The sequence below is a fragment of the Ectopseudomonas toyotomiensis genome (assembly GCF_900115695.1).
Lineage (GTDB): Bacteria > Pseudomonadota > Gammaproteobacteria > Pseudomonadales > Pseudomonadaceae > Aquipseudomonas > Aquipseudomonas toyotomiensis.
The window spans coordinates 508357-535331 of the sequence record NZ_FOXK01000001.1 but is presented as its reverse complement, the minus strand read 5'-3'; the positions used below and the strand labels follow the sequence as shown (position 1 = coordinate 535331).

30 protein-coding genes and 3 tRNA genes are annotated in these 26975 nt (G+C 59.2%); 10 read left to right on the top strand and 23 right to left on the bottom strand.

What is annotated here, in order from left to right:
- Positions 1-9: 9 nt before the first annotated feature.
- The 5 genes from BM186_RS02675 to BM186_RS26210 form a co-directional block, all read right to left on the bottom strand.
- Entirely contained in the window at positions 10-1173 is a 1164-nt protein-coding gene (locus tag BM186_RS02675; RefSeq protein WP_074913458.1) for an alginate biosynthesis protein Alg44, read from the bottom strand.
- A 26-nt stretch (positions 1174-1199) separates the two neighbouring features.
- Complete coding sequence (locus BM186_RS02670; protein WP_074913457.1) at positions 1200-2681, bottom strand: glycosyltransferase family 2 protein; 1482 nt, start codon at positions 2679-2681, stop codon at positions 1200-1202.
- A 51-nt stretch (positions 2682-2732) separates the two neighbouring features.
- Positions 2733-4043 (bottom strand): GDP-mannose 6-dehydrogenase, encoded by a 1311-nt coding sequence (gene algD, locus BM186_RS02665; protein WP_072422982.1) that lies wholly within the window; start codon positions 4041-4043, stop codon positions 2733-2735.
- A 706-nt stretch (positions 4044-4749) separates the two neighbouring features.
- Complete coding sequence (yaaA, locus tag BM186_RS02660; RefSeq protein WP_072422981.1) at positions 4750-5529, bottom strand: peroxide stress protein YaaA; 780 nt, start codon at positions 5527-5529, stop codon at positions 4750-4752.
- 100 nt (positions 5530-5629) lie between these two features.
- Complete coding sequence (locus tag BM186_RS26210; RefSeq protein WP_139227998.1) at positions 5630-6052, bottom strand: hypothetical protein; 423 nt, start codon at positions 6050-6052, stop codon at positions 5630-5632.
- A gap of 119 nt (positions 6053-6171) precedes the next feature.
- On the opposite strand from BM186_RS26210, the gene BM186_RS02655 reads away from it, so the two are divergent.
- The 4 genes from BM186_RS02655 (at position 6172) to moaE (ending at position 9120) form a co-directional block, all read left to right on the top strand.
- Positions 6172-7563 carry a PhoH family protein gene (locus BM186_RS02655; RefSeq protein WP_072422980.1) on the top strand — a complete coding sequence of 464 codons (1392 nt, stop codon included), beginning with the start codon at positions 6172-6174 and terminating at the stop codon, positions 7561-7563.
- 249 nt (positions 7564-7812) lie between these two features.
- Positions 7813-8289 (top strand): cyclic pyranopterin monophosphate synthase MoaC, encoded by a 477-nt coding sequence (gene moaC, locus BM186_RS02650; RefSeq protein WP_074913456.1) that lies wholly within the window; start codon positions 7813-7815, stop codon positions 8287-8289.
- Positions 8286-8528 carry a MoaD/ThiS family protein gene (locus BM186_RS02645; protein ID WP_003459467.1) on the top strand — a complete coding sequence of 81 codons (243 nt, stop codon included), beginning with the start codon at positions 8286-8288 and terminating at the stop codon, positions 8526-8528. Before moaC ends, BM186_RS02645 begins: the two co-directional genes overlap by 4 nt.
- A 136-nt stretch (positions 8529-8664) precedes the next feature.
- A complete protein-coding gene (gene moaE, locus BM186_RS02640) occupies positions 8665-9120 on the top strand; it encodes a molybdopterin synthase catalytic subunit MoaE (protein WP_074913455.1) in 456 nt (151 codons plus the stop codon).
- A gap of 175 nt (positions 9121-9295) precedes the next feature.
- Here the strand turns inward: moaE and BM186_RS26555 are convergent, their stop codons facing one another.
- Positions 9296-9460 carry a hypothetical protein gene (locus BM186_RS26555; RefSeq protein ID WP_017678165.1) on the bottom strand — a complete coding sequence of 55 codons (165 nt, stop codon included), beginning with the start codon at positions 9458-9460 and terminating at the stop codon, positions 9296-9298.
- A 172-nt stretch (positions 9461-9632) separates the two neighbouring features.
- Here BM186_RS26555 and BM186_RS02635 point away from each other — a divergent pair, with 172 nt between their 5' ends.
- Together BM186_RS02635 and BM186_RS02630 are read left to right on the top strand one after the other, a co-directional pair.
- On the top strand, positions 9633-11555 hold the full coding sequence (locus tag BM186_RS02635) for a bifunctional metallophosphatase/5'-nucleotidase (RefSeq protein ID WP_074913454.1): 1923 nt from the start codon (positions 9633-9635) through the stop codon (positions 11553-11555).
- 347 nt (positions 11556-11902) lie between these two features.
- The gene (locus BM186_RS02630) at positions 11903-12817 is read left to right on the top strand and encodes a DMT family transporter (RefSeq protein WP_074913453.1); all 915 of its coding nucleotides are present in this window, start codon (positions 11903-11905) and stop codon (positions 12815-12817) included.
- 160 nt (positions 12818-12977) lie between these two features.
- On the opposite strand, the gene BM186_RS02625 is transcribed toward BM186_RS02630, so the two are convergent.
- The 3 genes from BM186_RS02625 to BM186_RS26205 all read right to left on the bottom strand — a co-directional run bounded on the left by BM186_RS02625 (position 12978) and on the right by BM186_RS26205 (position 13929).
- Complete coding sequence (locus BM186_RS02625) at positions 12978-13424, bottom strand: hypothetical protein (RefSeq protein ID WP_074913452.1); 447 nt, start codon at positions 13422-13424, stop codon at positions 12978-12980.
- Between the two features lie 25 nt (positions 13425-13449).
- On the bottom strand, positions 13450-13614 hold the full coding sequence (locus tag BM186_RS26550) for a hypothetical protein (protein ID WP_017678161.1): 165 nt from the start codon (positions 13612-13614) through the stop codon (positions 13450-13452).
- 105 nt (positions 13615-13719) lie between these two features.
- Positions 13720-13929 carry a hypothetical protein gene (locus BM186_RS26205; protein WP_139183725.1) on the bottom strand — a complete coding sequence of 70 codons (210 nt, stop codon included), beginning with the start codon at positions 13927-13929 and terminating at the stop codon, positions 13720-13722.
- Between the two features lie 241 nt (positions 13930-14170).
- Between BM186_RS26205 and BM186_RS02620 the strand changes: the two genes are divergently transcribed.
- Positions 14171-14247 (top strand) — tRNA-Met (locus BM186_RS02620).
- A 244-nt stretch (positions 14248-14491) separates the two neighbouring features.
- Positions 14492-14818: a hypothetical protein gene (locus BM186_RS02615; protein WP_074913451.1), complete on the top strand. Its 327-nt coding sequence runs from the start codon at positions 14492-14494 to the stop codon at positions 14816-14818.
- 82 nt (positions 14819-14900) lie between these two features.
- On the opposite strand, the gene BM186_RS02610 is transcribed toward BM186_RS02615, so the two are convergent.
- The 5 genes from BM186_RS02610 to BM186_RS02585 form a co-directional block, all read right to left on the bottom strand.
- On the bottom strand, positions 14901-15884 hold the full coding sequence (locus tag BM186_RS02610; protein WP_074913450.1) for a phage integrase: 984 nt from the start codon (positions 15882-15884) through the stop codon (positions 14901-14903).
- On the bottom strand, positions 15881-17164 hold the full coding sequence (locus BM186_RS02605; protein ID WP_074913449.1) for a hypothetical protein: 1284 nt from the start codon (positions 17162-17164) through the stop codon (positions 15881-15883). Before BM186_RS02605 ends, BM186_RS02610 begins: the two co-directional genes overlap by 4 nt.
- A gap of 460 nt (positions 17165-17624) precedes the next feature.
- Positions 17625-18023, bottom strand: a complete 399-nt coding sequence (locus BM186_RS26740; protein WP_074913448.1) for a hypothetical protein — start codon at positions 18021-18023, stop codon at positions 17625-17627.
- On the bottom strand, positions 18016-18264 hold the full coding sequence (locus BM186_RS02590) for a hypothetical protein (RefSeq protein WP_074913447.1): 249 nt from the start codon (positions 18262-18264) through the stop codon (positions 18016-18018). Before BM186_RS02590 ends, BM186_RS26740 begins: the two co-directional genes overlap by 8 nt.
- Positions 18257-18538: a DNA-binding protein gene (locus BM186_RS02585; RefSeq protein WP_074913446.1), complete on the bottom strand. Its 282-nt coding sequence runs from the start codon at positions 18536-18538 to the stop codon at positions 18257-18259. Before BM186_RS02585 ends, BM186_RS02590 begins: the two co-directional genes overlap by 8 nt.
- Before the next feature lie 479 nt (positions 18539-19017).
- Here BM186_RS02585 and BM186_RS02575 point away from each other — a divergent pair, with 479 nt between their 5' ends.
- Both BM186_RS02575 and BM186_RS02570 read left to right on the top strand, forming a co-directional pair.
- Positions 19018-19587, top strand: a complete 570-nt coding sequence (locus BM186_RS02575) for a hypothetical protein (RefSeq protein WP_074913445.1) — start codon at positions 19018-19020, stop codon at positions 19585-19587.
- Positions 19588-19589: 2 nt separating this feature from the next.
- On the top strand, positions 19590-20336 hold the full coding sequence (locus BM186_RS02570; protein ID WP_074913444.1) for a hypothetical protein: 747 nt from the start codon (positions 19590-19592) through the stop codon (positions 20334-20336).
- 7 nt (positions 20337-20343) lie between these two features.
- Here BM186_RS02570 and BM186_RS26200 read toward each other — a convergent pair whose 3' ends face one another.
- The 9 genes from BM186_RS26200 to ispE form a co-directional block, all read right to left on the bottom strand.
- Entirely contained in the window at positions 20344-20898 is a 555-nt protein-coding gene (locus tag BM186_RS26200; RefSeq protein WP_139227997.1) for a hypothetical protein, read from the bottom strand.
- A 171-nt stretch (positions 20899-21069) separates the two neighbouring features.
- Positions 21070-21825, bottom strand: a complete 756-nt coding sequence (locus BM186_RS02565) for a TIGR04255 family protein (RefSeq protein ID WP_074913443.1) — start codon at positions 21823-21825, stop codon at positions 21070-21072.
- 532 nt (positions 21826-22357) lie between these two features.
- Positions 22358-23458, bottom strand: a complete 1101-nt coding sequence (ychF, locus tag BM186_RS02555; RefSeq protein ID WP_074913441.1) for a redox-regulated ATPase YchF — start codon at positions 23456-23458, stop codon at positions 22358-22360.
- A 24-nt stretch (positions 23459-23482) separates the two neighbouring features.
- Positions 23483-24073 carry an aminoacyl-tRNA hydrolase gene (gene pth / locus BM186_RS02550; protein WP_074913440.1) on the bottom strand — a complete coding sequence of 197 codons (591 nt, stop codon included), beginning with the start codon at positions 24071-24073 and terminating at the stop codon, positions 23483-23485.
- 63 nt (positions 24074-24136) lie between these two features.
- A complete protein-coding gene (locus BM186_RS02545) occupies positions 24137-24748 on the bottom strand; it encodes a 50S ribosomal protein L25/general stress protein Ctc (protein ID WP_072422957.1) in 612 nt (203 codons plus the stop codon).
- 107 nt (positions 24749-24855) lie between these two features.
- A complete protein-coding gene (locus BM186_RS02540) occupies positions 24856-25797 on the bottom strand; it encodes a ribose-phosphate pyrophosphokinase (protein WP_003244667.1) in 942 nt (313 codons plus the stop codon).
- A 46-nt stretch (positions 25798-25843) separates the two neighbouring features.
- Positions 25844-25918: transfer RNA gene (locus tag BM186_RS02535), tRNA-Gln, on the bottom strand.
- 56 nt (positions 25919-25974) lie between these two features.
- Positions 25975-26049, bottom strand: a tRNA-Gln gene (locus BM186_RS02530).
- 26 nt (positions 26050-26075) lie between these two features.
- The gene (ispE, locus tag BM186_RS02525; RefSeq protein WP_072422956.1) at positions 26076-26951 is read right to left on the bottom strand and encodes a 4-(cytidine 5'-diphospho)-2-C-methyl-D-erythritol kinase; all 876 of its coding nucleotides are present in this window, start codon (positions 26949-26951) and stop codon (positions 26076-26078) included.
- Positions 26952-26975: the final 24 nt, after the last annotated feature.

Sequence of the window (26975 nt, the reverse complement as noted above, 5' to 3'; positions counted from 1 at the left end):
GTGACCTCCTCAGCGACCTGCCGCGACGGCGCGATCAACCAGCCAGCCCAGCGACGGACCACGGTCGATGACCACGTCCACCGGTTGCCCGGCGAGGCTGGCCGGCAGGGTGTCCTGCGGCTTGATCACCACGCGGATGTCCGAGCTCAGGCCGCCGTCATGCAGGGCGCTGCTGACGATCTCGCCTTGACGCGCCTGGTCTTCGCCCGCGACCTTGAAGGTCACCGGGGTGCCGGGACGAGCCTGCTCCAGGTGGCGGTAGGGGAAGCTGGCGCTGACGGTGGCCACGCCATCCTGCGGCACCAGTTCGAAGATCACGTCGCCCTTGCTGGCGAACTGACCGTCGGCCACCAGTTGGCGGGCGATCTTGCAGTTGCACGGGCTGGTCAGGGTGCCCTGCATCTCGCGGGCGAACAGTGCTTCGATCTGGCTCGGTTCGAGCTGATCGTCGCCCAGGTGGCCCTTGAGCATTTCCAGCATGCTGGTGGTGAAGGTGGCGATCGGTGCGCCCTTTTCCACGATACCGTCGGGTTGAACCAGGGCCTGCACGCTGCCTTCACGCGGCATGGTCACCTGCAGCGCCGGCAGGCTGATCTGCGCCGACTGTGCGTGGGTGACGAAGTACAGGCCGTATATCGACTTGCCGATGTAGCCGAAGGCGGCCAGACCGATGAGGAAGATCGCGCCGCTGAAGGTCACGGCGCGCAGGCGGCCGAACATACCCATGCCACCGCCTGCGCCGTTCTTGCGCGCCTTGGTGAAGTTGTCGCGCTGGAGGATGTGCAGCACCTCGCCGACATTGACCAGTTCACCAGCCAGGTGCGCGCTGATCAGGTGGCGCAGGGCGGCAGCTTCCCGAGCGCCGAGGCCGTGGAACTGGCAGCCGACGCGGTTGTGCTCCGGCTGTACCGAGTTGACCTGAAACTCCACGTCCAGGCCCAGCACCAGGCTGTCGAGCTGGAACTGCAACTGGCCGCGATGGAAATCGCCGACCTTGTGCGTGGTCTTTTCGTTGGTGAAGCTGAAACCGCCGGCAGAGACATCCTGCAGGCGTGCGTCGATGCGTTCGCCCTTGGCATTGGTGAAGCGCAAGCGCCCTGGCAGCTTGACGCGGGCATGCTGGCGCTGGGCCTCGGACTCATGGACGACGTTGTGATTGGCGACGGAGTTCATGGTGGCTAATTCCTATTCGAGTACGGTCACACCAGCGCCAGCAGCGCGGCGATGAAGACACAGGAGGCAGAGAAGGTCATGGCACGCGACGACCAGCTGTTGAACCAGTTGGCGAAGCTGGACAGGCCGCGGTTGAGCTTGGTGTTCTGGCGCGTCCAGGATTGCTGGTCGAGACGGAAGAACACGTAGATCTTCACCATCGCGCCAACGATCTGGTTGTAATAGAGCAGTGCCGGGTAGGCCGGGCCGATGCGGTGGCCGGAGAGCATCAGCAGCAGCGTCAGGATCAGCCGCGTGCTACCGATCCACAGCAGGTAGATCAGCAGGTACATCAGGCTGTACTTGATGCTGGCGATGATCGCCACGCACAGGCCCAGCAGGCAGGTCCACATCGACACGCGCTGGTCGAACAGCACCAGGCTGGTGAAGGCGCCGAGGCGACCCAAGCCCAGACGCAGGGCGCGCGAGTTTTGCCGCAGGTTGTTGCCGTACCAGCGGAACATCAGCTTGCGGCTGGCCTTGATGAAGCTCTTCTCCGGCGGGTGCTCGACCGTGTTGATCGCCGCATCCGGCACGTAGAAGGTGTCGTAGCCCAGGCGCATCAGGCTGTACCAGCTGGACTTGTCGTCACCGGTGAGGAACTGGAAGCGGCCCAGGCGCCAGTGTTCCAGGTGATCGCTTTCCACGTCGCGGATGAACTCGGGGTCGGTCACCACGCTGGCGCGGAACACCGACATGCGCCCGGTCATGGTCAGCACCCGTTTGGAGAGGGCCATCGAGCACATGTTGAGGTGGCGCTGAGCGAAGCGCAGCTTGTGCCACTCGCTCATCAGGTAGCTGCCGCGTACCTCGCAGAACTCGTTGGTGGTCAGCCCGCCGACGTTGGGGAAGAGCTTGAACCAGGGCACGCATTTACGGACCACTTCAGGCTCGAGCACGGTGTCGCCGTCGATCACCGCCACCACCGCATCACGGTCCGGCATCTGCCGGGAAATGGCGCGAAAACCATAGGCCAGGCCATCACGCTTGCCGGTGCCGGGGATGCGCACGATGTCCAGGGTGACATGCGTCGGCGGCTCGGCCTGAGCCCAGAGGTTCTTGATCAGCAGCTCGTCGGAGAGCTCGACGATCGAGCACACCACGGTGCATGGATAGCCGCAGTCGATGGCTTCGCGAATTACCGAGCGGTAGACCATGGCGGTGGTCAGCGCCTCGATGCGGAAGCTGGTGACCAGCAGGAACACATGAGAGGGGTCGGCGTCCTTGCCGAGTTTTGTAACCTTGCGGCGATACCAGGGGTAGACCAGGTAAAGGAACAGGCAGCCGCGCACGAAGTGCATGGCGCCCATGGAATAGCGCCAGATGCCGACGATGCCGATGAGCAGGATGAAATCCCGCGCTTCGGGGTCGAACACCGTGCGTGGCAGGGCCAGTGCCAGCAGCATCAGCAGGCTGAGATAGAGCATCCAGCCGCTGGCTTGGTTGAGGCCGTTCTTGAGCTTGTCCATATGCGTCTCCGAGTACCTGCACGCGCGGGGCGCGCAGGTACGTTCGGGTCCTTACCAGCAGATGCCTTCGGCCACGCCATTGCTGGCGTGGGGCATGAAACCGACCAGATCGATCACCCGCTTGCCGCTTGGCGCCTGCTCGGCCAGCTTGGCGAAACGCTCGTCACTGTTGCCCAGGACGATGATGTCGGCCTTGGCCACCACGTCGTCCAGGTCACTGTTGAGCAGCGAGGAGACGTGCGGGATCTTCGACTCGATGTACTCCTTGTTGGCGCCGTGCACGCGCGCGTACTCGACGTTGCGGTCGTAGATGCTCAGGTCGAAACCCTTGCCGATGAGCATTTCCGCCAGCTCCACCTGCGGGCTTTCGCGCAGGTCATCGGTACCGGCCTTGAAGCTCAGGCCGAGCAGGGCGACCTTGCGCGAGTCGTGGCTGGCGATGATGTCGAAGGCCTTCTGCACCTGGGCGGCGTTGCTGCGCATCAGCGAACCGATCAGCGGCGCTTCCACGTCCAGGCTGCCGGCGCGGTAGTTCAGCGCGCGCACGTCCTTGGGCAGGCAGGAGCCGCCGAAGGCGAAGCCGGGCTTCATGTAGTACTTGGAGAGGTTGAGCTTGTGATCCTGACAGACCACATCCATCACTTCGCGGCCATCGACGCCGACTGCCTTGGCGATGTTGCCGATCTCGTTGGCGAAGGTGACCTTGGCCGCGTGCCAGACGTTGCAGGTGTACTTGATCATCTCGGCGACTTCGATGTCCTTGCGGATGATCGGGGCGTCGAGTTCTTCGTAGATGCTGGCCAGCAGGTCGCCGGAGGCGGTGTCCAGCTCACCGATGACGGTCATCGGCGGGAAGTCGTAGTCCTTGATCGCGGTGCTTTCACGCAGAAACTCGGGGTTCACCGCCAGGCCGAAATCGACGCCAGCCTTCTTGCCCGAGCAATCTTCGAGAATCGGCAGTACGACGTTCTTGGCAGTGCCCGGCAGCACGGTGCTGCGTACCACCACGGTGTGGCGCTCGTTCTTGTCGCGCATGGCCATGCCGATCTCGCGGCACACGCCTTCGATGTAGTTCAGCTCCAGGTCGCCGTTCTTCTTGCTCGGCGTGCCGACGCAGATGAACGACACATCACTTTCCAGAACGGCAGCGGCGACGTCGGTGGTGCCGCGCAGGCGACCCTGACGCAGACCCTGTTGCAGCAGTTCTTCCAGACCCGGTTCAACGATGGGCGATTTGCCGTTGTTGATCAGGTCGATCTTGTTCGCGGAGATATCCACGCCAATCACGTCGTGACCGCGTGCCGACAAACAGCCGGCACAAACGGCACCTACATAACCCAAACCGAAGATACTGATTCGCATGGTATTCACCTCGTCCGTTCGATGCAGTTTCAAATACTGGCCTTATGGCCAAAACTAGTCCGTGAACTTGCTGCTTTAATACGAGCAAGTTCATTCAGGCATAAATAGAGTGGGGCGCCGGAAGTGGCACCAAATGTGGGCCTTTATATTGAAGGGTGGCCCTTTGATGTTGTCGCTGCCGCCTCGCTTGAGGCCTCTATCTCGGTACTGTGACGGGTTGCTATATCTCCCTTTGAAATACACGAACTTTTCTTCGGGTGAAGCTGTCCGGCGAAAGTTAATTCGCTATCTGGCAGTCTCAAGTGATCAGAAAGTTATGTATTGAAATGTGTTACGGGCTGTATGAGTAGCGGCCCTTTCGGATAGTTCCTACCGTTCGTCCTGAAGCTGAACCGAAGCTGAACGGCTAATTTGATTGCAATATAATGGCAAGTTGCAAAATGCATGATGGCAATATGTCCATTAATGCGCTCGAAACTATCCGATAACTTAACGGGGCAATAAGTTCTGTGGAAAGTGCGCTCGCGCTGAAACTGTGATGCCAAACAGGTTTTGAGAATCAAACGCAACGGCGAGGGAATTTTTGTCAGGCGCAGCGCTCAGGGCGCAACGAAGCGGCAGGGCGGGGAAGGCGGGGATCGACAAGCGCAGCGGCCGAACCCATGCAGCAGCCGATGAGCGGTGCATGGGGTTGGCCGGTGTAGGGTCAGTCTTGCGGCTGGTCGCGCAGGAAAACCAGGCTGTCGGCCTTGGAATGCTCGGCCGAATAACGATAGCCCTGATAGTTGAAGTCCTTCAGGCCCTCGGGGTTGGTCAGGCGCTCCTTGATCACGTAGCGCGCCATCAGGCCACGGGCCTTCTTGGCGTAGAAGCTGATGATCTTGTACTGGCCGTTCTTCAGGTCCTTGAACTCGGTATCGATGAGGCGTGCATTCAGCGCCTTGCGCTTGACCGCGCCGAAGTACTCATTGGAGGCCAGGTTGAGCAGCACATCGTCGCCCTGGGCGGCCAGCGCTTCGTTCAGCCAGCCGCTGATGCGCTCGCCCCAGAAGGCATACAGATCCTTGCCGCGCACGTTGGCCAGTTTGGTGCCCATTTCCAGGCGATAGGCCTGCATCAGGTCCAGCGGGCGCAGCACACCGTAAAGGCCGGAAAGCATGCGCAGGTGAGTCTGGGCGAAGTCGAAATCCTCTTCGGAGAAATCCTCGGCGTTCAGCCCGGTGTACACGTCGCCCTTGAACGCCAGCAGCGCCTGCTTGGCGTTGGACGGATTGAACGGTCGCTCCCAGCTGCCGAAACGTGCGGCATTGAGGCCGGCGAGCTTGTCCGACAGGCCCATCAGCTCGGCGATCTGCGCCGGGCTGAAGTCGCGCAGCTGGGCGATCAGCTCCTGGGCGTGGTCGAGGTGTTCGGGTTGGGTGAAGCGCGGGGTGGCAGGCGGCGTCTCGTAGTCGAGGGTCTTGGCCGGTGAAATCACCATCAGCATGTGCGGAGTCTCCAGAAAGCGTGACGGCGATTCTAGCAGGCCGTTGAAAAACGTAGTCGAGGCAGCCAGTGCAAGGCAAAAACAGGCGAAAAAGCGGAGTTTACGAGTTGTAAATGAGCATTTTGAGCCTGTTTTTAACGCAGCAATGGCAACGCAGGTAGTTTTTCAACAGCTTGCTAGAGGGCAGGGGAGCGGCAAGACCACTTATCGGGGTGATTGAGCAGAACCGCTGCGCGGCTGTTGTAGGCGCGAGCTTTGCTCGCGAAGCGGTTGCCAGCAATGAGCAGGGGCGAAGCGTTACCTGCACCTGATTGGCGCGGCATGCTGCAAGTGGGAGCGGGTAAGGGAGGCGAGTTACAGCAGGTAGGACTTCGGACTTTAACGGGGTGCTGGCGGCTCGCCAAGCACTATCTGTCGCCTCTGCAAATAAACCTGTGTGGCGATAAAAAAACGTTTTTCTGTCATGTGAATTGGAGTAATAAAAAAGCAAGACCGCCGAAACCTGCAGACAGGTGGCGGCCATTGGCCCTCACCTTGCTTGCCACCTTTCGGCCCCGACCTGAAAAAGTCGGCGGTCTCTGTTCGGCGCAGCACCGCACCTGGTATTGCGTCGCCTGGCTACTACAAGAAGGTGACCGACGTATGGATGACCACGGACGCTCCAAGCCCACCGCTCCAACCCTCTACGCTCTCGACACCAACGTCCTGATTCACGATCCCAACGCCTTGCTCAACTTCGAAGAACACCACGTCGCCATCCCGATGACGGTGTTGGAGGAACTCGACAAACTGAAATCCGGCAAGCACGGCGTCGCCGCCGAATGTCGCCAGGCCATCCGCCTGATCGATCAGATTCTCGCCGGGGCGGAGCCCGAGGACGTCGAGTACGGGGTACCCATCCAGCGCGGCAAGAGCGGCCCCTGCGGTCGTCTTTCCATCCTTATGAGTAAAAGTGCGGCGCCGGTGACCTGGCTGCCGGAAAACCTCAACGACAACAAGATCATCAACCAGTTGGTGGAGCTGAAGACCCGCAACCCCGGCCTGTCCGTGGTGCTGGTGACCAAGGACATCAACATGCGCCTGAAGGCGCGCGCCTGCGGGATCGACGCCGAGGACTACCACACCGACCAACTGGTCGATGACGTCTCGCTGCTGTCGAAGGGTTATCACGACATGCCCGGCTCGTTCTGGGATAGGGTGAGCAAGGTCGACACCCGTCAGGACCACGGGCGCACCTGGCATCGCGTGCAACTCATCGACAACCTGCCGGCGGTTCACGTCAATGAGTTCATCCTCGATGAACAGGGTTTCGTCGGCTGGATCAAGGCGATCAAGGGCGACGAGCTGGTGATCCTCGACATGCATCAGGAGCCGCTGCTGCACCAGGAAGCCTGGGGCCTGAAACCGCGCGACATCCATCAGGCGCTGGCGCTGTTCGCCTTGCTCGACCCGGACATCCACCTGGTCAACCTGTCCGGCGCCGCCGGCTCTGGCAAGACCATCCTGGCGCTGGCCGCGGCTATCGAGCAGACCATGGTCAGCAAGCGCTACCGGCGCATCATCGCCACCCGCAGCGTGCAGGGGCTGGATCAGGAAATCGGCTTTCTGCCCGGCACCGAGGCGGAGAAGATGGAGCCCTGGCTCGGCGCGATTACCGACAACCTCGAGGCGCTGCATATGGAGGACGAGAGCACTCACGGCAGCGTCGACTACATCCTGCAGAAGGTGCCGCTGCAGTTCAAATCCCTCAACTACATCCGCGGGCGCAGCTTCCAGCAGAGCCTTATCCTCATCGACGAATGCCAGAACCTCACCCCGCACCAGATGAAGACCATCATCACCCGTGCCGGCAACGGCTCGAAGGTGGTGTGTCTGGGCAACCTGGCGCAGATCGACACCCCCTACCTGTCAGCGCCCAGCTCGGGCCTGACCTACCTCACCGAACGCTTCAAGGACTTCCCGCACGGCGTGCACATCACCCTGCAAGGCGTACCGCGCTCGATCCTTGCGGAGTACGCGGAAACCCATATGTAACCCTCGGGCTGTGAAACACCCGCGCCCCTGTTCGCAAGAGCAGGGGCGTTTTAGTCTGCATTAACGAATCGCCACAAGTCCCGTGGGAGCGGCTTCAGCCGCGATGATCGCGGATAAATCCGCTCCTACAGAAGCGTAGCCTGGATGAAATCCGGGGATTTTTGCTGCCTCTGGCCCCGGATTTCATCCGGGCTACGAAATCCTGACCTGCAGGTTTACAATCGGTCGATTACCGTCTGGAGCTTTCCCGTGCTGACCCACCTCGATTCCCAAGGCCGCGCGCACATGGTCGACGTCACCGACAAGGCGACCACCTTCCGCGAAGCCACCGCCGAAGCGCGCGTGCGCATGCTGCCCGCCACCCTGCAGATGATCGTCGCCGGCGAGCATCCCAAGGGCGACGTATTCGCCGTGGCGCGCATTGCCGGCATCCAGGCCGCGAAGAAAACCAGCGATCTGATCCCCCTGTGCCACCCGCTGATGCTCACCGGCGTCAAGGTCGAACTCAGCGCCGAAGGCGCTGATACCGTGCATATCACCGCGCGTTGCAAACTGTCCGGGCAAACCGGTGTCGAGATGGAAGCACTGACTGCCGCCAGCGTCGCCGCGCTGACCATCTATGACATGTGCAAGGCCGTGGATCGCGGCATGGTCATCGAGCAGGTGCGCCTGCTGGAAAAACTCGGCGGCAAGAGCGGTCACTACAAGCTGGAGGAACAAGCATGATCCGCGTGCAATATTTCGCCCGCTACCGTGAAGCCCTGGGCCGTGACGACGAACAACTCAGCGGCGACTTCGCCACCCTCGACGACTTGCGCCTGCACCTGGTCGCCCGTGGCGGCGAATGGGAAGTGCTGGGCGAGCAGAACCTGATGTGTGCGCGCAACCAGGAACTGTGCAGTCTTGACGAACCGCTGGCCGAGGGCGACGAGGTCGCCTTCTTCCCCACCGTTACCGGCGGTTGATGCAGGTACCCTAGGGTTGGGCCGGGCGGCGTTCCGTTTCAGCCGCGATGATGTACCACGCGTAGGGTGGGCTTAAGCCCACCAATCTCTCCAAGCCGCCTGCCCTTGACCAGCGTCCTTTGCAAACGAGATCCCCATGACCATCAGCGTCCAAGCCCAACCCTTCGACCCCGGCACCGAGCTCAACGCCCTGCATGCCGCCAACCTCGGCATCGGCGCGGTGGTCACCTTCGTCGGCTACGTGCGCGACTTCAATGAAGGTCGCGAAGTCGGCGGCATGTTCCTCGAACACTTCCCCGGCATGACCGAAAAGGCGCTGGCCAAGATCGCCGATGAGGCGCGTGAGCGCTGGCCGCTGCTGGGCATCGAGATCATCCACCGCATCGGCCGTCTGGAGCCGGGCGAGCCCATCGTCTTCGTCGGCACCAGCAGCGCCCATCGCCAGGCCGCGTTCGATGCCTGCAACTTCATCATGGATTACCTGAAGACCCGCGCGCCGTTCTGGAAGAAGGAAGACACCAGCGAAGGCCCGCGCTGGGTCGAAGGCCGCTGCAGCGACCAGAGCGCCGCCGAGCGCTGGCAGAAACCGTAGGGCCCCATATCCCCCGGTGCGCATGGCGCACTCTAGGGAACGTCGCGTAGCCTCTGTCGAACTATCTGGCGATGATCCCCGTAGGGTGCGCCGCGCGCACCGGCTGTTCGCAACACCCTGCCCGAATGAATCCCGGCATCATCGATGTTGCCCGGTGCGCATGGGCACCCTAGGGTTACGCCAACGCCAGATGCACCCGCAACGCAATCGGCACCAGCATCAGCAATACGCCCAAACCCAGCACGCGTACGCCCCATTCGTGTTCGCGAAAGTTGAAGCCGACTCCCAGCAGCAGAAAGCCACCGATCAGCAGTATCAACATCAGGTGATAGTGGTCCATGGCGCTTCTCCACTTCGCAGTCCTGATTACAGCTTAGTCCCGCCGTCTGGGTTGAGGCTGATCTGGGGCAATGAATGTCTGACTCGATTGGCGACAAAGTGCGTCTCGATCGGTCGCTGCCTGGCGTCATGGCCTGCTCCATACTGTGCGCAGTCATCGTCAAGGATCGTCCATGCGCCTGTTCCTCACCCTCCTGCTCGCCGGCCTGCTGAGTGCGACGCCGCTGGTCGCCGCCGAGCGCCATTTCACCATCCTGCACAGCAACGACTGGCAGTCGCGCCTGCTCGGCTTCGGCCCCAACAATGAATACAGCCCGGCGACGGTGAACGATGATGACACTGTTGGCGGTGTCGCCCGGCTTGCCACGTTATTGAATGAGCGCCGCGCAGCAGCCGGTGAAGAACCTCTGCTGTTGCTGGACGGCGGCGACTTCACCATGGGCACGCTGTTTCACACCATTGCCCGCGAGATGGGCAGCGAACTGCGCCTGATGAGTGAGCTGGGCTATGACGCCGCGGTGATCGGCAACCACGAATTCGACTTCCGCCCGGCCGGCCTCGCCGCGATGATCAGCGCGGCGCACAAGGAAAAGGGCGATGCGCTGCTGCCGCTGCTGTCGAGCAACATGCGTTTCGATGCCGCGAGCAAGGCCGACGACAGCCTGCAGGCGCACGCTGAGGCCGGGCGCATCCTGCCGTACAAGCTGATCGAGCGCGGCGGCATTCGTTTCGGCCTGTTCGGCCTGCTCGGCAACAACGCCGTGGCCGTCAGCCCGATGATCAAGCCGGTGACCTTCGCCGACCCGGTCGCTACCACCAGGGAAACCGTGACCAAGCTGCGCGAGGAGGGCGCCGAGGTGGTCATCCTGCTCTCGCACATGGGCGTTACCCAGCAGGCCGATGGCAGCTGGCGCGGCGAAGAGGTTGAGTTGGTCGAGCAGGTGCCAGGCATCGATATCGTCGTCGGCGGCCACTCGCATGTGGCGCTGCCGCAACCCGTGCTGGTGGGCGGGCGTACCCCGGTGGTGCAGGCCGGTTCGGAGATCCAGTACCTCGGCGAACTGCGCATGAGCCTTGGCGACGACGGCGTACCGCGCTTGCGTGAATACCGCTTGCATGCCGTCAATGACAGCATCGTCGGCGACGCGACCATCACCGCCAAGGTCGAAGACTTCAAGCAGGTGGTCAGCGAGCGCATGCTGGCACCCAAGGGCTATCGCTTCGACCAGCCGCTGGCCAAGGTCGACCAGAGCCTGGGCCGTGATTTTACCGATCAGACCCTGGCCAACCTGGTCACCGACGCCCTGCGTCATGCGGTCAATGCCGACCTGGCTTTCACCGGCAACGGCACCATCCGCGATGACCTGCTCAAGGGGCGTAATGGCGTGCAGGATGTCTCCGACCTGTTTCGCATCGCGCCGCTGGGCATCGGCCAGTTCGACGACGAACCGGGCTACCCGATGATCAAGGCCTACATCAGCGCGCGCGAAATCAAGTCACTGCTGGAAGTGCTGCTGCTCGCCTACCAGCTGCGTGACAGCCAGAGCTATTACCCGCGGGTTTCCGGCGTGCGCTTCACCTACAACCCCTGGCGCGTGCCGTTCGACCGCGTTAGCCGCATCGAAATCGGCGATCCGCACGGCGGCTACCGTGACCTGGACCTGAACGACACGCGCCTCTACAGCATCGGCGCCACCAGCTACGTCGGCAGTTTCACCTGGCTGGTGCCGGACCTTACCAAGGGCTTGCTCAACGTCATCCCCAAGGATGCCGAGGGCCGCCCGCTGCCGCGTATCGAAGACGCCATCATCGACCAGGACCCGGATAAGGAAGGCGTGCAGGAACTCAAGGAATGGCAGGTGCTGCTCGACCATATCCGCAGCCTGCCGGATCTCGATGGCGACGGCCTGGCCGATATTCCCACCAGCGGCTCGGCTGCCGAAGCGCGCATGATTCGCGCGCCCAGCCTGCACCCGACCGAGCTGTTCCGCCTCGCCGGGCCGCTGCAGTGGGGCGTCAGCGCGGTGATCCTGGCCGGCATGCTGCTGATTCTCTGGCTGCTGAGCCGCCCGCTGCGCCGCCGCAGTCGGCGTTGACGGCCGTAGGGTGCGCCGCGCGCACCGAATACGCCGAGATACTGCAACTCTCGCCGCTGAAGCGCCTCTCGCGGTTTGGCTCTGGCCGATTCGTGAGAGGGGCTTTCGGCTCGGGCATCCTGCTTCGCTCTACCTCCTGCATCCATGCAGTCGTAGCCACGATGGTGTCGCTGAAGCGCTGGTGCGCACGGCGCACCCTACGGTCCGCCACCTTGCCAAGCCTGTAATGCCTCCGTATGGTGCAAAGCCGACTGATTCGGAAGCTACGCAATGATCGCTCAGCACTGCCCGCTCGGTGACCGCGCACAGCCGGCCAACCCCCACTCAGATAAATGTCGCGTCGCCTTATGAACGCACTCAATCATTCGCGCCCGCTGGCGCTGTTCGGCCTGTTGCTGGCCAACCTCTGCTGGTCCGGCAATGCCCTGGTGGCGCGCGCCTTCGCGGGCGAGATCACCCCGTTCACCCTGTCGTTCTGGCGCTGGTGCCTGGCCCTGGCGCTGCTGCTGCCCTTCGTCGCCATGCCGCTATGGCGTCATCGCGTGGCGGTGCGCACTGCCGGTTGGCGTCTGCTGGTGCTCGGCGGCCTGGGCATCGCCGGCTACAACTCGCTGCTCTACAGCGCGGCGCAGACCACGGCAGCCATCAACATCTCGCTGGTCAACACCTGCCTGCCGCTGGTGACTTTCATCGGCGCCGGGCTGCTGCTCAACGAGTGGCCGGCACGCCGCGCCTGGTGGGGCATGCTGGTGGCGGTGATGGGCCTGGCGGTGTTGATCAGCCAGGGGCAATGGAGCCGCCTGGCCAGCCTGTCGTTCAACCAGGGCGACCTGATCATGCTGCTGGCGGTGGTCGACTGGGCGCTCTACTCGCTGCTGCTACGGCGCTGGTCAGCGTACCTGCAGCCGATCCCGCCGCTGGCATTGCTGGGCGTGTTCATCCTGCTTGGCGTACCGCTGATTCTGCCGTTCTATCTATATGAACTGAGCCAGGGCGCGCATCTGGCAATCAACGCCGCCAACCTCTCGGCCGTCGCCTACACCGCCGTGTTCGCCTCGCTGCTGGCCTACCTGGCCTGGAACCACGGCATCCGCGTAATCGGCGCGGCCAAGGCGGCGCTGACCAACTACCTGATGCCGGTATTCACCGCATTGCTGGGGTGGGTGCTATTGAACGAGAGCCTGCAGCTCTATCACTGGCTGGGCGCAGCGATGATCTTCGGCGGCCTGCTGCTGGCCACGCGGCCTGGCAAAAGCGCCTGAAAATACCCCCGATCAGCGTAACGCTGTTTACATAAGGTCCTGCGCGCTTTGCTCCCCTCTCCCATTTATGGGCGAGGGGTTGGGGGAGAGGGCTGAAAACGCCGTAAGTCTGCCGGCCACCCTCGTCGAACGTGGCTCGGGGGAGAGGATGCTAGTTCTTTCACTCCGGCTTCAACATCACGAAGGCTTCACCGCCTACGCGATCATGCATGAGGATGAACGGCTGCCCGGCGATCATCATCTTCACCGGCACCTTGCGCGGCACCGTGGTGCCGGCATTGATCGCCGCGGCGGTGAGCAACTGGCGAGTCAGGCTGTCATCCTCCTGCGCCTCGCTGGTTACCACGCATTCGTGGCTGACCTTGACCTGAATGCTCAGGCTCTTGTCCGCATTGAAGCCGACGGTGGCGAAGCCCATATCGGTCATCTCGGTGACACCATGCTGGCGCGCCACGCGATGCGCCTCGGCAAAGCTCGGCGCCGTCTGCAGGCAGATGTCGCGAAAGGCCTGCACCACCGGCGAAGTGACCGGCACCGGCGGCTGCGAGCCCAGGTTGGCGCAGGCGCCGAGAAGACCAAAGCTGACAAGCAAGGCGAACTTTTTCATCACATCATTCCTTAATGAAGGGTGTTCAGGGTTGCTGGCAAAGATCATGCCCCAGCAACTGCGAGGCCAGCCCCTTGGCCAGATAGGTCTCCACCACACGGCCATCACCGCATTCGGTCTTGTGACCGATGGCGAAACCAATGGAAAGCAACACGAATAGCGCCAGGCCGATATTCTGGATGGGCGTCATGATAGGGCTCGTTGGGTAAACAATGGGGCAGGATGAAGAGGCGGGCAGGGGATGGCAAGTGCCAACCCCATCGTCAGTACGTCCGCTGGTGCAGAGATGTGACTGTTACGGCAGCGTGATGGACAGATCGCCCAGCATCACGCGCGCAATGATCATCCAGGCAACCGCACTGATGACGCCCAGCACGCTGTAGCCGACGACGATGCCAATCGCGATCTGCTTCCACAGCCCGGCATGGCGGTTGGGTTCGTTGCGGTAGTGCGTCGGCATATCACGCTCCGCCCGCAGATCGTCGAAATCGTCTCTCGCTCTCAAGGTGTTCTCCTGGTTCGTTGGCCAGCATACGGCGGCGCTGCAGCCTGCTGGAGGCGGATTTTCCGGCATCGCCCGACAGCCCCGCAAGCACCGTCCGAGTGGTTGAGAGGTCAGCCGCAGGCTCAGAAACGAGCGATTGAGCGCATCGCCACCACTGAAGCCTAACCGCTTGATAAAACGTAAATTTATCGATGATCTGGGGTTGACAGCGGTAGGCGAGACGCGGACAATGCGCGCCGTTGGCTACATAGCTCAGTTGGTTAGAGCGCAGCATTCATAATGCTGATGTCCCAGGTTCAAGTCCCGGTGTAGCCACCATAAATTTCAAGGGGTTAGCGCAAGCTAGCCCCTTTTTATTTGGGCCGGTGTCCCCGAGCTGTCCCTTTCTTGTCCCTGTCTGCAAAGCATCCAAGCAAATCAACCGCAAGGATGACCGCTATCCCGCCTCTACACTTCTATGGTTGCTTCAGGCCGCCATTGAAATGCCATCATTGAGCCCCAAGATATGCATAGGCCCGAGCAAAGGAGCTCGGCTAAATCCGGCTTATGAAAGGAGCTCAATGTGATCAGAGCAATGGTTTCTTTAGACCTCATAGATAGCGAAGACGAAAGAGATAGGCTCTACGAAATGCTTGCGGCCAAAGACTGGAAGAAAGCTATCGATGTAGATACCGTTTGGTTTTTGTCATATTCGCAGTACTCGGAACAGACCAAGGATTCAACAGAAAATATCAAGGCTGATATCAGCTCGACGCTTGTTGGGGCTGCGAAAGAGCTAAAGCTCAAGAAAATCTTCTATGTTGCTCAAATTGGAAATGCAGAGCCTATTGGGCGAACCATCGAAAAGAAGCACAGTGATTACGCCAGCTACGTGAGAACACCGTTCTAACCCGACGTTCCTTTGAGTGAGAGCTATCTAGGATCTGGATTGATGGCAAAGTGATGGTGCGCGAATGACTAATCCTGACGGTCTAGTTTTCCGCGCTATCCAGCAATGCCATCGGCGAATGGGTCAGGGCAGTGGCGAAGTGATCGGGCGCGAGGTGTGAATAGCGCATCGTCATCTTTATATCGCCGTGGCCCAGGATGCGCTGCAGGGTGACGATATTCCCGCCCTGCATCATGTAGTGGCTGGCGAAGGTATGGCGCAGGATGTGGGTCATCTGTCCAGGCGTATGCAGGCCGGTGCGTTCATAGGCTTTGCGGAAGGCTGACCTGCAGGAGCTGAACAGCTTGCCGTTTCCAGGGTAGCCACGCGACAGAATGAGCTTCTCCAGCTCGGCCGGAATCGGCACCGAACGACTCTTGCCATTCTTGGTACGCACGAAACGCACCTGGCCATTGGCAACCTGGGGCCGGGTCAGGTTTTCGGCTTCATCCCATCGAGCACCGGTAGCCAGGCAGATTTGGGCGACAGGCAGCGTATGGCTGTTGGTCGAGGCGGCACACTCCTGCAGGACAAGCCGGCATTCATCCAGGGTGAGAAACGCACGCTCGGTTTCATCCACCTTGAGCTGACGAAGCATGGCCAGCGGGTTGGCCTCATGCCATACGCCTAGGCGGATAAGCTCGTTGAACACGGCTTTCAGGTAGCGGTGTTCGTGGTTCACGGTGGCCGGGGTGCAGTCTTTGAGGCGCTGGGTACGGTAGCGGCCAAAGTCCAGGGCGGTGAAGGTGGCGGCAATAGGGTTGCCCAGGGCATGCGCTATGGCCATCGTCCGGCTGTAGCGGTAAGGGTCTTTGAGCGTGGAGCCGTGCAGCTCTTGCCACGTATCGACCAGATCGGACAGGCGTTCGCCAGGATCACGGCCGCGTTGGCTGTATTGGCGGCGGGTGTCGGATACCCAGCGTTCGGCCTCGCTCTTGGTGCGAAAGCCACGTTTGCGCTTACGGATACCGGCAGATTTATCGAGCCAGAAATCGACGTCCCAGCCCTTTGGTCCCTTGGTGATCAAACGGCACGCCCCCAACGAACGCTGCGTTCCTCAAGCAAGGCTTTGAGGTGTTTGTAGAGGCGGTCTTCATCGAGGCCCTTGGAGGCGTAGTGATCGCGAATCACTGGCCAGCAGTCCCAGTCCTTGAGGGTATGAAAAGCTTTTCTAGCGCCCACTCGCTCCCGTGCCAGCAGGCTTACGAAGTTTCCCAGGAAGAGTTCCACATTCTTGCCGGAGAAGCCCCGCGAGGTCTTGTAGTAGCGCCTGTAGTCGGTGTCATCGAGCAGGGAATCGACCGGCAGATCGACGCGCACGTCATCGCGGATAAGCGTCCAGATCGGAGCGTAGTAGCCGCGACGGGCAAGGTATTTGAACTGGTTCAGGCCGTAGCGCCACAGGCCGTCCAGATGGCCCGCGAAGGCGGCAAAGGTGCGGGTGTCGATCACTTGCCCGCTCTGCAGGTCTACCGAGCCACTTGCAAACTGCTGGACGATGGAATGGTGATAACGCAGCTCAACGCGCCATACATCCTGGGTGGAGTCGTAGTTGTCCGGGTCGGTTTCGTCGAAGCTATCGCGGCGACGCCAGACGCTTTCCCAGTAGTCGAGCTTGTCGGTAGCCCTGGCCTGTTCGGTCTTGTTGTAGATGCAGAGCTGCAGGCCGTTGGCCGAGCCAAACATCGAGGTTTCACCGCGGCCATACACGCTGGATTTCGTGGCCCAGTGCAGTTCGTTGATGCCGGATACATCCCGGTGCGAGCGGGCACGGCAATGCATGTTGCTGACCAGATCGGCGGGAGGTGTCCAGCCTTGCAGGTCCAGGGCAAGATGCACCGCGCATTGATTGACCTCGATGTTCGTCAGCACCTGGGAGGCGTAGTGATCCAGGCGGGCCTGCAGGCGCTCGGGCGACAGGTTGTCGATGGCATGAGGTGACACCTCGATTTTCAGGTGGGGGCCGATGTTCTCGACTTTGGCGTTGAAGTTCTTCACCAGCAGTACGAAACCCAAGTCAGCGTTTTGCAGCTTGTACTGGTAGCCCGAGTCACGGCTAACACGGCCCGAGTGCCAGCGCTCACCGGCGAAATCGACAATGGCGCCCGGCTTGTCGAACAGGCCCAGGATGTCAGGGCGCAGCAGGCCCTTGTAGAGCTGGCGGACGGTATCGACGCCACAGCGGAGCAGGCGAACGGCAGACAGATCGACAAAGCCGGTCTTGCCGATGTCCAGGAACAAGCGGCCATGAGGGGACTCAAGGCCGGTTTGGTTATCAACGCGGAAGAAGTCTTTAACGGCGTCCATCTGATTTCCTGTTATTGAAGGTTTGTCACTCGTTCAACTGCTTGTTATCTGACGTGTTACAGGGACGTCAGCGGGCCGGCGGGGCGCACCCGTGCTCGTCCCTCGCACGCAACCGCGCCGCCGGCCCGCATCCTTCATCTGTCACTGTCCAGGCATACGGCGTTGGCCCTTGTGGGCTCTTACCGGCCACCCAGGAATTGCCAATGGCCGAGAGGATCAGGAACAGGATCAGCGCCAGGAAAGCCGGCAGGGTGTCGGGTGTAGGCGGGAGGAAGTGCAGGCGGGCGCGCCCAGCGTCTGGCTTTGCGGTAGTGCGGCGTTGGGGCTGCTGGCGGGGCGGGAAGACCAACACCAAGGGCTTTGCCCTTGTCATCCCACTCTTGCCGCCGAGGGCTCGGGAGCGCGGGGTGGTGAAGCTACCCCACACTCCCGTTGTCAGGCTGATATTCATGGTGCTGGGTCAAGGGTGCGCTGCGCCCGTGCTTCCGTTCGCCGGGACGGTGAAGCTGTCCCGACGAGCCGGGAGCGCGGCCCCTGACCCGGAACCATCGGCATAATGGGTCAGGGTCATGCGGCCCAGTACGTTGCCGGAACCCTGCCGGTCGCGGTGCCGCATCGCCCTGATAGTGCGGATGTCCGAGAAGAACACCTCGTTTGGAAACTGCCCTGGATCGTTCATTTCCAGGGTCATGAAGTAGGCTTGGTCATACACCCCTTCGAAGGGCAGCACGACGCCGACAATATGCAGGAGCAGCCAGAGCGGTTCGGGTTCATCGTCCCAGGCCAGTTCGACCAGGGCGGTTTGGCCGACATACTGGGCAGCGTTGGATGCATTCACGGGGGAGCTGTTGCTAGTCATCGCTGTAGTCCCCCGCCTTGAAGGACTCCTTGCCGCTCAGCAGATCGGCGCGGAGTTTGCCCACGTTGACCATGCGGAAGTCGGCAAACGTCAGGCTGGGTAGAGTGCCGTTGTCCACCAGCTCGGCCACTTCATCAGCGGGAATCCCGCTGCCTGTAGCGAAGGTCACGATGCTGCAGACGTCGCCCATGGCGGAGCCGAGCGGGACGACATTGCCGTGGTTCGGGTTGGCCTTATTCATCGACGTAATCCCCCTGCGCAAAGATGGTTTTGCCCTTGGCCAGATCAGTGCGGATTTGGGCGAGGTGGACAAAGCGGGGGCGCCCCATCTTCACGCTGGGGATGGTGCCGCTCTGCATCCAGGCGATCACGGTGTCGGTGGAAACACCGTTCATGGCAGCGAAGGTTTCCTTGCTGCAGGTGAGGGCGTTACGGCAGTCGAGGTAGATGACACGTTTGCCGTCTACGTCGAAGCTGACATCGAAAGGTGGTTCGTTCAGGTGCTGAGTAGTCATTGCCTATCCCTGCCTATGAAATGCTCATAAACTGTGGTTAATGGGTGATTAGTGATTGGTAAATAATCCCAATCACATGATGCGAATATATCGGTGCTGGCAGATAGTTAGTAGCACTATTTACCAATTTAATAGACGATTTTTGAATGATCAGAGAGCGGCTTATAGCCATTTGGGACTCGAAGGGATTGACTGCTAAGCGGCTCGAGGAGCTGACAGGCATCGACCGCGAGAAGTGGTATGCCCTCAGAGGTGGCAAGCGCCGGGTCAATGGGGACGACATAGAAGCCATCCTGGGTATTACCCCTGAGTACGCACTGTGGCTCGTTTCGGGGAACATTGCGCCAGAGGCAGGGCAGACCAGCCCGGATTACGTCGAAGCAGACCTAAAATTGGCAGGACAAGAAGCGGGCAGCAGGTAACAGCGGAAGTGGCCCGGCGATGGTTCAGCCGAACAACGTGACTCCAGGGAGAAGGACATGGGAAACATCATCGACATGGCGAGCTTCGAGCACCTGCGCCGATCAAACTCCGATGACCGCTACACGTGCCCGAAGACCAACGTAACGTTCCCCCACATCTACAAAGTGCTAGTGCCAGACGGCGATCTGGTTGACGACGTGCCCGTATTCATCGGCACCTACAGCACAGAGTACCGGCTCAAAGAGCCATCGAGCCTGGAGCAACTTCCAGGCTTCCCTCCTTCGACGGCGACAAAGATCAGCACGCTCGATGCTGCCGATGAAATCTATCTCGACGTAATCCACTTCACCAATAAAGACAAAGCTTTAGGCTTCAGGCAGGCCTGCGGACATCTAGGTATAGAGCCGGAGCATGTGCGCTCGTTTAAAGATCAACAGGGCGTGTTCCTGTTATTGCGTAGAGCTGATGCACCCAAGAAGGCGAGACATATTATTTATCGCAGTACCGACGTTCAATACATTCAGCCCCTAGGGTGCGAAATGGAGTGCGAGTACGTAGCTGCATTTAATGAGTTAGGGCAAATAATTCCTTATGGAATATTAGACGATTCACTGTGCGAGGAATAAAAATGGTCAGTGGGTTATGTGATAAATGGCTTGGGCGCCTGAGCCATGCTTCGCAAATATTGCTTTGCGTCTTCAGTGCGTGGGCTTTGTATTATACCGTTATTCCTTTGTATAAGATCGCGACTCTTGAAGAGAGAATTGCACAGCGAGAAAGTGAGTTAGAGATTAAGAATCTTGAGTTGAATAACGCTAGGGTTGCGATTGAAGAGGCTAAAGCTGAGCTGTATGTGATTAGAAGGGATGACTATCTAAGAAAGATGGTTGTGGGTGATTTGCTCGAATGTACGGAGCCTCAGTTGTTTAGAATGGTTTCAGAAGGCGAAGAGTTTGATCCGTATAAGATAGTTGTTGAGAGGATCTACTCTCGCTGCATAAATGAATCATTTGATCGGGATAAGGCGCAAAGTAATTTGCGAGAAGAGGATTATAGGTACTTGAGTGGTGTAGTTGATGATCTAAAGTCAACGCTTATTGATATGCGTGAAACCATGATTAGCGATATGGATACACTTGAGACCAGAGCAAGGAAAGATAAGGCAGTCTTGGAGCCTAAGGGGCCATCGCTGCAGGGGCTGGATGACCTTTACAGTTCCTTCGGGTTGAAGCTTATGAGTGAAGAGCAGGAATTTGAAGATGCTGTTCGTAGAACAATTTTTGCGATGGTCATGGACTATAGCGGTAGAGTTCATTCCGAAATACTTAAGCTCAGATCGATAAATTGGCCGGAACCGTTGGAACCGTTACAGTAGGGCTGAGTCAGGGGAGGCCGATTCGAGATAAAAAGCTTGAGAAGCGCTGTGACACATCCTCTCTAAATAAGTCAGAAAGCTGGCAGACAAAGTTTTCTTTCTTATGTTTTTTTAAATACTCAACATTGACCGAGAAATAGTGTTTGAAGTCAACTGCTGATGGTGTTAGCGGGGTTTCAGTAGGGAAGTCTAGGTAATGATAGCGGGGGGTCTCATTGTTCCTTAAATATGTTCCAGGCGATTTTGATTTGTTGATGGGCGCCATTTTTAAGCCCAGGTCCTGCAAGTGTTCGCCAGTATAAACATGCTCGATGTTGTAAAGTGGCGCAACCAGCACTGAGAGTAGTAGTTTGTCTTGATTGGGTGTGAGGGCTTTAGACCATCTAAATTTGTAATCTTGGGCTAAATCACAGTCTTGCGTTAGCACCACTACTAGTGGGAAAGTTATTTTTGAAATTTCAACGATGCCACCTTTTGTTGTGACGTACTCGACGTGTTCGACGTCACGGATTATGTCCCCTTGAGAAACTCTCGGATGTCGTTGTTTTTTTACTTTAACCATTCTTAATAGAAGCCCTTATAATGGTCCTTTGAGGTTTGGAATAGCCGTATTTTTTTAAGTCGCTTTCGTCGATTGGTGTCTTTAGAAAGTTTTTAATATCTGAGCTTTTTTTGAGGTTGGAGGTTGTCAGTGGTGGTTGGACATAAGAAGCGTCGAAAAAATCAGAATTGCTCATTTTGCTGGCTTCATTAGTTTTCTGGTTTTGTCTGTGATGCTGTTTTCAAAGAAGTCTTGTATTTTTTCATGTCCGCTTTTTATAACTTTCTCTATCTCGTCTAAATCAAAAGCGCCTACTGCAGATGCGTCAAGGTCAAGGACGAATTGTCTTCGTTTAACTGTTGCAGGGTAGTCGGGGTTTGCAATCCCAAATTGACACTTAAGATTCATTGAGTCAAAGTTCAGCTCCAGGATATGGAAAGCTCTGGAGATGTTTTCTTTGTATCCTAGGTCAATTATTCCAAGCATTCTTTCGTTAATGTATTCGCTCCATTCCAAAGGGTTGCCTTCCTTTAAATCGATTACGTTCACATATCGAATGCCAATTCGGTTCACTACTTGGTCTGGTTGAGCTTCCTTTAGCGCGGATACGAAGCTAAGAAAGTCATTGGAAAAAGATTCATATGATTTGTAGGACTTGTTTGTATGGGCTACATGGTCTGGGTTTATTATTAGAGCTTTTTCTCTATCCTTGCCGTGAAAGACCCATTGAGTCATTTCGCGGCTGTTACTTGAGAATTCTTGGCCTGTAAATTTTAGTTCCTGGGTTTGGAATTTGTGAGGTTCAGAAATCGGAAATTTGGAAAGAGCAGTTTTTGTAAGCTTATTGCTAAGTCTTTCTGTTAGTGCAGGGCAGGGCTCGGGGAAGTCAATTCTTACGATGGCTTCCTTTAGGAAAGGGTCGAGATAACAAACTTTTTCAAATTGCACGATAGCTCTCTTGGGTTTTTGAATATCAGGCGAAGGTTGAGTCTAGTAGATGCTTACGAGGCATATTCGGCGACGCGATAGATTGATAGCTGAGACTTTTGCAGAAACTGGTTTTGACCAAGAGTCGCATGGCTTCGTCCCTGGGCTTGCCGTGGAAGTGGACGCGTCCAATCTCAGCCGTCACCTTGCAGATTTCTGTAGAGCAGATCAACGGCAGATTGGCGATTAAGGTAAGGATCAATCGGATCATGCAGGTAGCTTCCATGCAGGGGAGGGCTTGCTGGCTATCCTAGGAGTGCCACGGCTTGGGTAAGAGGGTGTCCCCTTAAGGCCTCAAAACACCATGCAATGGATACTAGCCAATAGACCGCGCGGGTGAAAGCCCCGTTTTTACAGGCTTCCAGCTTCTACCGAGGGAGGTGGCGCTTTTTCATAATTCCCGGCCCACACCATCCCCAAATCAGCATTCCCTAACCCAAAAACAACAAAACCCCGCTTCGGCGGGGTTTTGTTTATGCGCTGCTTACAACGATCAAACGTTAAAGCGGAAGTGCATCACGTCGCCGTCCTTGACGATGTAGTCCTTGCCTTCCAGGCGCCATTTGCCGGCTTCCTTGGCGCCGGCTTCGCCCTTGTACTGGATGAAGTCGTTGTAGGCGATGACTTCGGCGCGGATGAAGCCTTTTTCGAAGTCGGTGTGGATCGCAGCAGCCGATTGCGGGGCGGTGGCGCCGACCTTGACGGTCCAGGCACGCACTTCCTTCACGCCTGCGGTGAAGTAGGTCTGCAGGTTGAGCAGCGAGTAACCGGCACGGATCACGCGGTTCAGGCCCGGCTCTTCCATGCCCATGGTTTCGAGGAACATCTGCATTTCTTCGAGATCGTCCAGTTCGGCGATCTCGGCTTCGATCTTGTTGCACACCGGTACGACGATGGCGCCTTCCGCTTCGGCGATGGCGTTGACCACGTCGAGGTGCGGGTTGTTCTCGAAGCCGTCTTCGGCGACGTTGGCGATGTACATCACCGGCTTGGTGGTGAGCAGGTGGAAGGTCTTGGCCAGGCGCTTCTCGTCGTCACCCAGGTCCTTGAGCAGGCTGCGCGCCGGCTTGCCTTCGGTGAGGTGGGGGATGAGCTTTTCCAGCAGGGCCTTCTGCGCCAGGGATTCCTTGTCGCCACCCTTGGCGGTGCGGGCCACGCGCTGCAGTTGCTTCTCGCAGCTGTCGAGATCGGCCATGATCAGCTCGAGGTCGATGATCTCGATGTCACGCTTGGGGTCGACGCTGTTGGCGACGTGGATGACGTTGTCGTCTTCGAAGCAGCGCACCACGTGGGCGATGGCGTCGGTCTCGCGGATGTTGGCGAGGAACTTGTTGCCCAGGCCTTCACCTTTCGACGCGCCCGCTACCAGGCCGGCGATGTCGACGAATTCCATGGTGGTGGGGATGACCTTCTCGGGCTTGACGATCTCGGCCAGGGCATCCAGGCGCGGGTCGGGCATGGGCACGATGCCGCTGTTCGGCTCGATGGTGCAGAAGGGGAAGTTCTCCGCCGCGATGCCGGATTTGGTGAGGGCGTTGAACAGGGTGGACTTGCCGACGTTGGGCAGGCCGACGATGCCGCAGTTGAATCCCATGATGTGTCCCTCGGTAAAAGATGGTTACTTGGTGGCCTTCTGGCTATGCAGTTTGCGCATGGCCACGGTCCAGTCGCCGGCGAGTATTTCCGGCAGGACGTCCAAGGCGAAGTCGATGCTCTTGTCGAGCAGGTCCTGTTCGCCGCGTGGGGCGCGTCCGAGCACGTAGCCGGATACCAGGCTGGCGTGCCCCGGGTGGCCGATGCCGAGCCGCAGGCGATGGAAGTTATTCTGGTTGCCGAGCTGGGCGATGATGTCGCGCAGGCCGTTGTGCCCACCGTGGCCGCCGCCCTGTTTGAGCTTGGCGACGCCGGGTGGCATGTCGAGTTCGTCGTGGGCCACCAGGATCTCTTCGGGTTTGATCTTGAAGAAATTGGCCAAGGCCGCCACGGACTGGCCGCTGCGGTTCATGTAGGTGGTGGGGATGAGCAGACGAACTTCGCGTCCCTGGTGATTGAACTTGCCCACCAGGCCGAAATATTTGCGATCTACAGACAGGTTGACGCGCTGGCTCTCGGCCACGCGCTCAACGAAAAGGGCCCCTGCATTGTGCCGGGTCTGGTCGTATTCGGGGCCGGGGTTACCCAGGCCAACGATCAGTTGTACGGCAGTCATACAGGAGCCCTTTTGAGGAAATCGCCCGGCGTGATCGCCTGCCGGGCGGGTTCCGCGCTGCGATTACTCGGCGGCGCCTTCTTCGTCTTCAGCCTTCACGCGGGAAGCGTGAATGTTGGAGACAGCCAGGTCGTTACCGTGAGCCAGAGCAACCAGCTCAACGCCTTTCGGCAGCTTCAGGTCGGACATGTGGACAGTCTGGCCAACTTCTACGGCAGCCATGTCGACTTCGATGAATTCCGGCAGGTCTTTCGGCAGGCAGGAAACTTCGACTTCGTTGATGGTGTGGGAGATCTCACCACCTTGCTGCTTCACGCCAACGGCGGTTGCTTCGTTGATGAAGTGCAGCGGTACGTGGGCGGTCAGCTTCTGGCCGGCAACGACGCGCTGGAAGTCAGCGTGCAGGACGAAGCCTTTGGCCGGGTGGCGCTGCAGGGCTTTGATCACGACGCTTTCTTTGGTACCGGCAACGTCCAGGCTCAGAACGTGGCTGAAAGCCGCTTCGTTTTCCAGCAGCTTGGCCAGGTCTTTGGCCAGCAGGCTGATCGATTGCGGGGCTTTGTCGCCACCGTAGATCACGGCAGGAACCATGGACACGTTACGACGCAGGCGGCGGCTCGCACCTTTCCCCAGGTCGGAACGCACTTCGGCATTCAGGGCAAATTCAACAGTCATTTCACTTCTCCAAAATAACCAAACCGCCTTGTGGCTTGCGACCAGCCTCGGGCGGTAGGGCAAAAAGCCCCGCACGTGGCGGGGCAGTGTGATCTGGCCAGTTCCGCTTAGCGGAACATGGCGCTGATCGATTCTTCGTTGCTGATGCGGCGGACCGCTTCGGCGACGACCGGGGCGATGTCGAGCTGGCGAATACGCGAGCAGGACTGCGCCGCAGCGGACAGCGGGATGGTGTTGGTGACCACCAGCTCGTCCAGGACGGAATTCTCGATGTTCTCGATGGCGCGGCCGGACAGCACCGGGTGGGTGCAGTAGGCGTAGACCTTGGCGGCGCCGCGCTCTTTCAGCGCTTTGGCGGCGTGGCACAGGGTACCGGCAGTGTCGACCATGTCGTCGACCAGGATGCAGGTACGGCCTTCGACGTCACCGATGATGTGCATCACTTCGGACTGGTTGGCCTTCTCGCGACGCTTGTCGATGATCGCCAGGTCGACGCCCAGGCTCTTGGCCACGGCGCGGGCACGAACGACGCCGCCGATATCGGGGGAGACGATCATCAGGTTGTCGAAGCGCTGGTCTTCGATGTCGTCGACCAGGACCGGGGAACCGTAGATGTTGTCCACCGGAATGTCGAAGAAGCCCTGGATCTGGTCAGCATGCAGGTCGACGGTCAGCACGCGGTCGATACCGACCACGGTGAGCATGTCGGCAACCACTTTGGCGCTGATTGCCACGCGCGCGGAACGCGGACGGCGATCCTGGCGGGCATAACCGAAGTAGGGGATGACTGCAGTGATGCGAGTCGCCGAGGAACGGCGGAAGGCGTCGGCCATCACTACCAGTTCCATCAGGTTGTCGTTGGTGGGTGCACAGGTCGGCTGAATCAGGAAGACGTCCTTACCGCGGACGTTCTCGTTGATTTCGATCATGACTTCGCCGTCGGAGAACTTACCGACCGAAGCATCGCCGAGGGGAATGTGCAGCTGACGAACGATCCGTCGCGCCAGATCGGGGTTTGCGTTCCCCGTGAAGACCATCATCTTGGACACGCGCAGTACCTGCCGGCTGGGGGTATACCTGGATGGGTATGGAAAATGGCAGGGGCGGCTGGATTCGAACCAACGCATGCCAGGATCAAAACCTGGTGCCTTACCGCTTGGCGACGCCCCTATATTCTGTGTTGAACGCTTGTTGACTCGGTTCTCGATGCCTCCCGGGGGAGGTTATGGCAGGGGCGGCTGGATTCGAACCAACGCATGCCAGGATCAAAACCTGGTGCCTTACCGCTTGGCGACGCCCCTGTATCGTATAACCGAATGCTGAGCATTCACTTCTTGGCCAATGCTTGGAGCCTGCGGTGCAGCATCGAAATGTTGCGACCTTGAGCGACAAAGCTCGGCAGAGTGCCTGGAAGTTGGCGGGCGACTTTATCAGCATCGTCCCGATTTGGGAAGCTCCCAAATATGCAAGCTCCAGTGCCGGTCAATCTAGCTGAAACAAATTTGTTCAACAAGATCAAAGCGTTACGAACTTCAGGGTAACGCTTCTCTACAACCGGCTGGCAGTCGTTTCGACCACCCCCCGCAAGAAGGCTGCGAACTTTAATGGGCGGCGTATCGCGTGTCAACTCGGGCGAGCCGAAAACTTCTGCTGTGCTGACAAAGACTTGCGGTACTGCGACGAGGAACCAGGGCTCCTCGAGTTCGACTGGGGTCAGGCGCTCGCCAACGCCCTCGGCGAAGGCCGCGCGACCGCGCACGAATACCGGTACGTCGGCGCCCAGGGCCAGGCCCAGTTCGGCCAGGCGATCTTCGCCCAGTTGGGTGTGCCACAGGTGATCGAGGCCGAGCAGGGTGGTGGCGGCGTCCGAGCTGCCACCGCCGATGCCGCCGCCCATGGGCAGGCGCTTGTCCAGCCAGATATCGGCACCGAGCTGAGTGCCGCTGGCTTCCTGCAGCCTTTTGGCCGCGCGCACGATCAGGTTGCTGTCATGCGGTACGCCGTCGATGGGCGTGTGCAGGTGGATTTCGCCATCCTGGCGCAGGCTGAAACCGAGTTCGTCACCATGGTCGAGAAACTGAAACAGTGTCTGCAGCTCGTGGTAGCCATCGGCGCGGCGGCCGAGGATGTGCAGCATCAGGTTGAGCTTGGCCGGGGCGGGCAGGATCAGGTCGGCGTGGGTGGGGATGGCGGTGTTGGTCATGGGGTGCGCTGAAGAGTTGTGTTA

What these genes read in the sequence shown, in the direction of transcription:
- BM186_RS02675 (WP_074913458.1), bottom strand. Translation starts at nt 1,173, where the DNA reads ATGAACTCCGTCGCCAATCACAACGTCGTCCATGAGTCCGAGGCCCAG.
- BM186_RS02670 (WP_074913457.1), bottom strand. Translation starts at nt 2,681, where the DNA reads ATGGACAAGCTCAAGAACGGCCTCAACCAAGCCAGCGGCTGGATGCTC.
- algD (WP_072422982.1), bottom strand. Translation starts at nt 4,043, where the DNA reads ATGCGAATCAGTATCTTCGGTTTGGGTTATGTAGGTGCCGTTTGTGCC.
- yaaA (WP_072422981.1), bottom strand. Translation starts at nt 5,529, where the DNA reads ATGCTGATGGTGATTTCACCGGCCAAGACCCTCGACTACGAGACGCCG.
- BM186_RS26210 (WP_139227998.1), bottom strand. Translation starts at nt 6,052, where the DNA reads ATGGCCGCCACCTGTCTGCAGGTTTCGGCGGTCTTGCTTTTTTATTAC.
- BM186_RS02655 (WP_072422980.1), top strand. Translation starts at nt 6,172, where the DNA reads ATGGATGACCACGGACGCTCCAAGCCCACCGCTCCAACCCTCTACGCT.
- BM186_RS02645 (WP_003459467.1), top strand. Translation starts at nt 8,286, where the DNA reads ATGATCCGCGTGCAATATTTCGCCCGCTACCGTGAAGCCCTGGGCCGT.
- moaE (WP_074913455.1), top strand. Translation starts at nt 8,665, where the DNA reads ATGACCATCAGCGTCCAAGCCCAACCCTTCGACCCCGGCACCGAGCTC.
- BM186_RS26555 (WP_017678165.1), bottom strand. Translation starts at nt 9,460, where the DNA reads ATGGACCACTATCACCTGATGTTGATACTGCTGATCGGTGGCTTTCTG.
- BM186_RS02635 (WP_074913454.1), top strand. Translation starts at nt 9,633, where the DNA reads ATGCGCCTGTTCCTCACCCTCCTGCTCGCCGGCCTGCTGAGTGCGACG.
- BM186_RS02630 (WP_074913453.1), top strand. Translation starts at nt 11,903, where the DNA reads ATGAACGCACTCAATCATTCGCGCCCGCTGGCGCTGTTCGGCCTGTTG.
- BM186_RS02625 (WP_074913452.1), bottom strand. Translation starts at nt 13,424, where the DNA reads ATGAAAAAGTTCGCCTTGCTTGTCAGCTTTGGTCTTCTCGGCGCCTGC.
- BM186_RS26550 (WP_017678161.1), bottom strand. Translation starts at nt 13,614, where the DNA reads ATGACGCCCATCCAGAATATCGGCCTGGCGCTATTCGTGTTGCTTTCC.
- BM186_RS02605 (WP_074913449.1), bottom strand. Translation starts at nt 17,164, where the DNA reads ATGGACGCCGTTAAAGACTTCTTCCGCGTTGATAACCAAACCGGCCTT.
- BM186_RS26740 (WP_074913448.1), bottom strand. Translation starts at nt 18,023, where the DNA reads ATGACTAGCAACAGCTCCCCCGTGAATGCATCCAACGCTGCCCAGTAT.
- BM186_RS02590 (WP_074913447.1), bottom strand. Translation starts at nt 18,264, where the DNA reads ATGAATAAGGCCAACCCGAACCACGGCAATGTCGTCCCGCTCGGCTCC.
- BM186_RS02585 (WP_074913446.1), bottom strand. Translation starts at nt 18,538, where the DNA reads ATGACTACTCAGCACCTGAACGAACCACCTTTCGATGTCAGCTTCGAC.
- BM186_RS02575 (WP_074913445.1), top strand. Translation starts at nt 19,018, where the DNA reads ATGGGAAACATCATCGACATGGCGAGCTTCGAGCACCTGCGCCGATCA.
- BM186_RS02570 (WP_074913444.1), top strand. Translation starts at nt 19,590, where the DNA reads ATGGTCAGTGGGTTATGTGATAAATGGCTTGGGCGCCTGAGCCATGCT.
- BM186_RS26200 (WP_139227997.1), bottom strand. Translation starts at nt 20,898, where the DNA reads ATGGTTAAAGTAAAAAAACAACGACATCCGAGAGTTTCTCAAGGGGAC.
- ychF (WP_074913441.1), bottom strand. Translation starts at nt 23,458, where the DNA reads ATGGGATTCAACTGCGGCATCGTCGGCCTGCCCAACGTCGGCAAGTCC.
- pth (WP_074913440.1), bottom strand. Translation starts at nt 24,073, where the DNA reads ATGACTGCCGTACAACTGATCGTTGGCCTGGGTAACCCCGGCCCCGAA.
- BM186_RS02545 (WP_072422957.1), bottom strand. Translation starts at nt 24,748, where the DNA reads ATGACTGTTGAATTTGCCCTGAATGCCGAAGTGCGTTCCGACCTGGGG.
- ispE (WP_072422956.1), bottom strand. Translation starts at nt 26,951, where the DNA reads ATGACCAACACCGCCATCCCCACCCACGCCGACCTGATCCTGCCCGCC.